General features: G+C 46.7%; 7 protein-coding genes. All 7 read right to left on the bottom strand.

The genetic code is table 11. From position 1 onward, the window contains the following. Positions 1-1,729 (bottom strand): polysaccharide biosynthesis protein (locus HMPREF9469_RS29075; RefSeq protein WP_416390402.1); only part of this gene is annotated, 1,729 nt, incomplete at its 3' end. Positions 1,730-1,829: 100 nt separating this feature from the next. After that, positions 1,830-2,513 carry a hypothetical protein gene (locus HMPREF9469_RS29070; protein ID WP_007871036.1) on the bottom strand — a complete coding sequence of 228 codons (684 nt, stop codon included), beginning with the start codon at positions 2,511-2,513 and terminating at the stop codon, positions 1,830-1,832. Positions 2,514-2,645: 132 nt separating this feature from the next. Then, positions 2,646-3,644 carry an LCP family protein gene (locus HMPREF9469_RS29065; RefSeq protein WP_007871028.1) on the bottom strand — a complete coding sequence of 333 codons (999 nt, stop codon included), beginning with the start codon at positions 3,642-3,644 and terminating at the stop codon, positions 2,646-2,648. 84 nt (positions 3,645-3,728) lie between these two features. Further along, positions 3,729-4,424 carry a CpsD/CapB family tyrosine-protein kinase gene (locus HMPREF9469_RS29060; RefSeq protein ID WP_007871026.1) on the bottom strand — a complete coding sequence of 232 codons (696 nt, stop codon included), beginning with the start codon at positions 4,422-4,424 and terminating at the stop codon, positions 3,729-3,731. A 17-nt stretch (positions 4,425-4,441) separates the two neighbouring features. Further along, positions 4,442-5,218, bottom strand: a complete 777-nt coding sequence (locus HMPREF9469_RS29055) for a YveK family protein (RefSeq protein ID WP_007871024.1) — start codon at positions 5,216-5,218, stop codon at positions 4,442-4,444. 29 nt (positions 5,219-5,247) lie between these two features. Continuing rightward, on the bottom strand, positions 5,248-5,967 hold the full coding sequence (locus HMPREF9469_RS29050; protein WP_007871023.1) for a CpsB/CapC family capsule biosynthesis tyrosine phosphatase: 720 nt from the start codon (positions 5,965-5,967) through the stop codon (positions 5,248-5,250). Next, positions 5,957-6,484: a hypothetical protein gene (locus HMPREF9469_RS29045; RefSeq protein ID WP_007871021.1), complete on the bottom strand. Its 528-nt coding sequence runs from the start codon at positions 6,482-6,484 to the stop codon at positions 5,957-5,959. Before HMPREF9469_RS29045 ends, HMPREF9469_RS29050 begins: the two co-directional genes overlap by 11 nt. Positions 6,485-6,615: the final 131 nt, after the last annotated feature.

The following is a 6,615-nucleotide window of genomic DNA, read 5'->3' as shown; positions in this document are numbered from 1 at the left end:
CCCGCTCAAACCTGTCATAATCCATTTCTATGGGCTTTCCTATGAAAATGCGCTCATTCTCCGTCTTCTGGAGACCTTCTTCATCCATGAGCAGCTCCTCATACAGTTTTTCCCCGGGTCTGAGTCCGGTAAAGCAGATATCAATGTCCTTGTACGGCTCATAGCCGGACAAACGGATCAGGTTCTCGGCCATGTCCAGAATCCGGACCGGATTTCCCATGTTCAGGACAAATATTTCCCCGCCCTTTGCATAGGCTCCTGCCTGTATCACCAGGCTGACCGCCTCCGGTATGGTCATAAAGTACCGTATGATATCCTTATGTGTCACAGTTACCGGTCCGCCGCTTTCAATCTGTCTTTTAAACAGCGGGATGACACTTCCGTTGCTTCCCAGAACATTTCCAAAGCGGACCGCAACAAACTCCGTACTGCTTTTCTGGTTGCTCATCTGCACAACCATTTCACAGAGCCGTTTGCTTGCGCCCATAATATTGGTGGGATTGACCGCCTTATCCGTGGAAATGAGAATGAAGCGTTTTACCCCATATTTGATGGCTGCCCTGGCTGTCTTATAGGTTCCCATCACATTATTTTTAATGGCCTCACAGGGACTGTCCTCCATCAGAGGCACATGCTTATGGGCCGCTGCATGATATACAATGTCTGGCCTGTATGTACGGAACAGATATTCCAGACGGTTTGTATTGCGCACGGAACCGATCAGCACCACCAGATCCATCTGCGGGTACTTACGTCTCAGTTCCTGCTGGATCTCATAGGCATTATTTTCATATATATCAAATATAATGAGCTGTTTTACCTTGTGTCCCGCCAGCTGCCTGCACAGCTCGCTGCCAATGGAACCACCGCCCCCGGTGACCAGGACTACCTTATCCTTTACATAGCCCATGATCTCATCCAGATTGGTACGGACCGGCTCCCTGCCTAAAAGGTCCTCGATCTCTACCTTCCGGAGCCTGGAAATATTCACCTCGCCGTTCATCAGCTGATATACGCCGGGAAGTGTCTTAACCTGGCATCCTGTCTTTTGACATATTCCAAGAATATTTCGTATCTGCTCAGGCGCGGCGGCCGGGATGGCAACGTATATCTTATCTATTTCCTTTTCTTTTACAAGCTTTGCGATGTCTTGCCTGGTCCCCATTATGGGAACACCATCGATCATCCGGCCCTGCTTGTCCCTGTCGTCATCCACAATGCACACAGGCAGGCCGTGGATCTTCTCACTGCCCTTCATCTCCCGGACAATAAGGGTCCCTGCCTTTCCTCCGCCAATGATCATGACACGGGGAGGCTCTTCCTTGTCCATCGCCCGGTTCAGCCTGTTTACGATTCTCTGCATCACCTGAAAACTGCTGCGCCCCCACATGGACGCTGCCGTCATAAGCACAAACCACAGCACATAATAGCTTCTGGGCATCCGTGCATCAAACAGCAGTATCCCAACCGGCTGCACCAGTGCAGCCGACAGGCAGGACAGGCCTACCAGTACCATTTCCCGTATACCGGCTGTTCCCCACATGATGGCGTACAGGTGTCCCCCGTAAAATACGAGGGACACCACTGCCATCTGCAGAAAACCGTACTTCCACAGTTCCCTGGCATACTGGATCGGGACGGCCGGCAGGTTCAGGTCAAATCTAAGCCCCAGAGCCAGGCATGCACAAATCCAGACCATTGCCATGTCATAGGCCCAGAGGACCCCCATTCTTACCCGTTTGCTATGGGGCAGACATTTTTCTAAAACAAGTTTGTTTTTACATGCCACTTTCATACCCACCTTTTTTCAGCTGATCAGAGCGCTGGCGTTAACGTTTGTAGATAACGGAAAGAGTACCTGAGTTTGGAATACTAAACCAAATCATCTTAGAAGCCGTATCAATCCTGTTTGGTTGAATCACAGTCCAGGTGCCTGTCAGGTTATTGTAAAAGAGCACCTGAACATCTCCTAGTCCGTCCACCAGATTCGGAACATATAGAGGGACTTCCACCTGACCAGCCTTTTCTGTGTTAGCCGTTGCATCTTTTGTCAATATAGCATGTGTTCCTACAAGAGCGTTATACCCGGATAAGTCCACACCGGGAACCACCTCATTTAAGGGCTGTCCATTGTTAATGCCATTGATTGTGTTTACAACGGTTTCAGGAAGTCCTGACACGGCGCTATCGCTTCCTTGTATAAACTCAAGTGCAGTATCCCCCACTACGGCCTGACCTCTGCTGTTTGTGGTAACCGCTGTTTCACCGGCGGTCTGCCCAACCCCGATTCCAACTGTATTGGTTCCCTGCCCAGATCCGGGAACAGAAGAACTTCCTGCAGTTGAACCGCCGCCTGTGACGCTATCCACCCGATCCCCAATATCATAATCACTATCCCCGCTGTTATCCCCAATAACCGGTCCTGTTCCCGGGCTGTTGGCTCCATAGGAGCAAACAGCCTGTGATACTGCAAGTGCAGCAGCTAACGCTATGGTTGTAAGCTTTTTTTTCATCATTCCTATCCTTCCTTTCTTAAATCAAATTGACTATTTATAATAAGTATTAATTGCATACCTATTTTCATTAGTTTGAAACCGGTACATGTCCGGCACACGTATGACGTATGTCCGAAACATACCATAATTTCATTCCTGCCGGTAAAACATATCCAGAATGACTGGCTGTATCCCTTCCTGATCAGGATAATACTCGTCATAGATTGCTGTTTCCATTGCCTGACCGGGAAGTGTGGTCATATCTGACATACCCACATCCTGTCCGCTTCCTAAAAAGGCCAGCGCCATATCCATGTATCTGTCTTTTGTCATATCTGTTAACATATATGGTGATATATCGTTCATTATTTCTGAAACGAAGCTGTCATCTTTTGCAGCCTGTGCCTTGGCGGACTGCAGAAATCCCTGTATATAAGATTTCTGTCGTTCTGCACGGTCCAACGCACTTTGTGTCCGCCCGGTATCTCTGTAGCGGATATATGCCTCCGCCTGTCTGCCCTTTAGTGTAACCGTCTTTCCATAACCAAATTCAGGGGCGATCTGTTCCATTCTCTGATCTTCTATAGTTACGGTGACTCCCCCCACCCCGTCATTGACCACCGGTAAAGCCGACATACTGATTGCTATATACCCATCTATGGTCAGGCCTCCCAACAGGTTGCTGACAGCTTCCGTAATATACTGGCAGCTCTTTTCCCTGCCATCTCCGTAGGCATAAGCCAGGGTGATATGCTGGATATTTCTGCCTAAAACATTCCCACTCAGATCCGTCAGCGTTATTTCCGTCATGGTATCCCTTGGTATCATGAGGATTTTCACCTTATCTCTGGCAATGTCCTGAGCAATAAGAAAAATTGCGTCAGCCTGACCTCCGGAACCGGAAACCGTGGTTTCTTTCAGACTTCCGGGTCTGTCTATTCCCATACATAATATGGCCTTTACATAAGTATTGCGGCGATATATATTCCCCTGGTACTCTATCCGTTGGGTTGTGTTATCAAATCTGCCTTCTGCCTGTTCCTGGCGCCACTGCACTGCATCTTCTACCGCTGTTCGGTTTTCTGTATAGAGCTGACCTGTCCGGTAAATTAAAAATGCTGCCAGAAGTGAAATGGATGTCGCTGCCATATTCTTCCATTTCCTATCTTTTAATCGCTGTCTGCTTTTTGTTCTCCTCATATTGCTCATTGCCTGCATCAATCCATTATATTTTTACGCCTCTCCATATTTCCCATAGTATTTCCCATAATATTTTTTGTAATATCCATTCTCATATTCCTTGTCTACCCGGTTCAACACAGCTCCCAAAATACGGCACCCGCTCTTTTCCAATTGACCTTTTACTTTCTGGACCAAATGATAGCTGATAGTACCGCTCTCTATTACAATGACTGCCCCGTCACATTGATTAGCAATAATGGCCCCGTCAATGAGATTTGCCATTGGCGGTGTGTCAATGATGATGTAGTCATATCTTTCCTTAGCTTTTTCCAACAATTCCCGGAACAATGAGTCTTCCAACAGTTCAGCCGGATTTGGGGAATAGGGACCCGCAAGGATGATGTCAAAATTTTCCACGTCAGTGGCATAACAGATCTCATCCAGGGATTTTTGTCCGCTGAGATACTGGGAGAGCCCATTGGGATTGCCCTTGATCTCATACCTTTTTATCAGTACAGATTTGCGTATATCCGCATCGATCATCAATACTTTTTTTCCTATGCTGCCAAGGGAGGCGGCCACTGAAAATGTAATCTCACTTTTCCCCTCATTGGGCAGTGAACTTGTGAACATGATGGTTTTCAGGCTGCTTCCGCAAAACTGCATATTGGTCCGGAGCGTTTTGATGGACTCTTCAAAATGATAATTCTTCTCCCCTGTATTTTTCAGATTTAATATTTGATCCATACCTTGTCTCTCTCCTCTCAGCCCTTTTTTGATATGGGCTTCTGTTTTTTCCGGCTTTTCTTTCGCTTGTTTTTTTGGACCAACGGATTATTTTCCGTTTCCCCATTTTCAGGTATGGCGGCCAGAACACTGATCCCCAGATACCGGGACACATCTTCCTCAGAGCGTATGGTATCGTTCATAATAACCTGGAGGGATATGATACCGCAGGCTGCCACGATCATGGCCAGCCCTCCCAGCGCCGCGTTTTTCTTTATATTAGGGGATGTAGGGACAGAGGGAACCACACCGTTCTCTATGATCTTAGGCGGGATCATTTCCATAATATCCCCAATATAATCTGAGGACGCCTTGGCCACCGCATCTACAATGGCCTTGGCTCTTACCGGATCAGTGTCTGATACTGACATGTTTAGGATCCTTGTATCGGCAGGGTTGGAGATGCGTATCATATTTTTTAATTGGGTGTATGATAGATTCAGCCCCTGATTTTCAATCACCTGTTCCAAAACAGGCCTGCTGGTGATCATTACACTGTAATCCTTTGTGAGCTGGCTTCCTATCTGCAGATCGGCCAGGGAGGTCAAAGTTGTCTCCTTTGACAGTACATACACCATGGAGGTGGACGTATACACTGGTTTTAAAATCATTTTGCTGTATATACCGGATCCGAGGCATCCCGCCAACGCGGCCAAAATGATCACCCATGCTTTTTTCTTAAATACAAACAATAACTCTAATACATCAATTTCAATTTCGTTCTCGTTCCGATCTTCATATATGTTGTTTTCCATTGCTGTTACCTTTTCCATACTTTCTTTTGCTATATCATTCTGTCCAGAAGAATGAATTCAGGATTTACCATGGTCACCTGAAGCGCTGTGTTCCCCCCTATATTGCGTTCAATCCATGAAATTGCGTTTTTGATGTCCGGTGGTCGGTTCCATGGATTATGCATATCAGTGGCAATGAAATGAATGATCCCTTTTCTTAAGCATCGCTTACACCTCCTGGCACGTTGATCCGTCCATCCGCCATCCAGACTCCGGGAATTCATCTGAAGATATGCCCCGCATTCAACCAATTCCGCCAAATCCTCCAGATGGTTAAGGGATGTATAACGCTCCACATGGGCGATTACGGGAAAATAGGAAGCCTGTATCAACTGGCGCACTGCCCTTTGGATCCTGCCCAGGCTGTCCGATGGTTCAAATTCCACCAGCACATATCTGCTTCCGGCCAGGGTAAGTGCTTTATTCTGGTCCAGATAAGCTGTAAGGTTTTCAAAATACATGATCTCCTGCCCAAGGCTGACCCCATAATCCTGTGCAATGGATTTTGCCTCCAGATCCAGGCGTGAGCCTAAATCCTGAAGTTTTTCCACATCCTGTTTATATGTATAATGAGGGGTAGCTATGATGTGCCGTATCCCCTGGTCATATGCCAGCTTTAACAGTGCCCTGGATTCCTCCCAGTCCCGCGCCCCGTCATCCACTCCAGGCAATACATGGGCATGTATATCGATCCATCCTTTATTCAACATGATTTCCTTCCTCCAGCACCTCGCTCATGCATTCATGGATCCCTCGGATCACATCGATCCCGCTTCTGAAACTCATCTGCTTTTTAGCATTTCTCAGTATGCCCTGAATACTTGCGTTCCGCCTGGAATATACTCTGATGGAAAAAAGATGTTTGGCCGCGCATATGTTGTTGGGATTGAATTTAACAGGCTGAAATTTTTGATCAGATTCCATGTGTGGTAAATCTTTTTTTGTTTTTCTTGCAGAAGAAATATTCACCATATGCCTGTATTCATTACACTTGCTCGGCACACCTGCCATGTCCATAATGCGCTCAAGCTGTATCAGCATATTGTCAAGGCCAAAGAAGGGGAACGGCTGCTCCTGGTAGAACGTCTGCAGATAGCCTTTTGCGATACTGTTGTAATAACATTCGATCACAATAAACATGGTGGCTGTATATTCGGGATATTTTCCGCCGTCCCTTGGGATATCGTCTTCCGCAATGATGTAGTCTTCAAGCATTCCCGCGTCCATACATCTTCCTTTCTATACTCAGAACCGCCTGGGATTCCTTATATTTATTTAATCGGACACGACATTTGATTTTGGTTACCACAGACTATTCATTCTGCGGTACTTCCATAGTATTTTTCAAGGTTGAGATG

Source organism: [Clostridium] citroniae WAL-17108 (genome assembly GCF_000233455.1).
In the GTDB taxonomy this organism is placed as follows: Bacteria; Bacillota; Clostridia; order Lachnospirales; family Lachnospiraceae; genus Enterocloster; species Enterocloster citroniae.
This window is presented reverse-complemented; position numbering and strand designations above follow the sequence as displayed.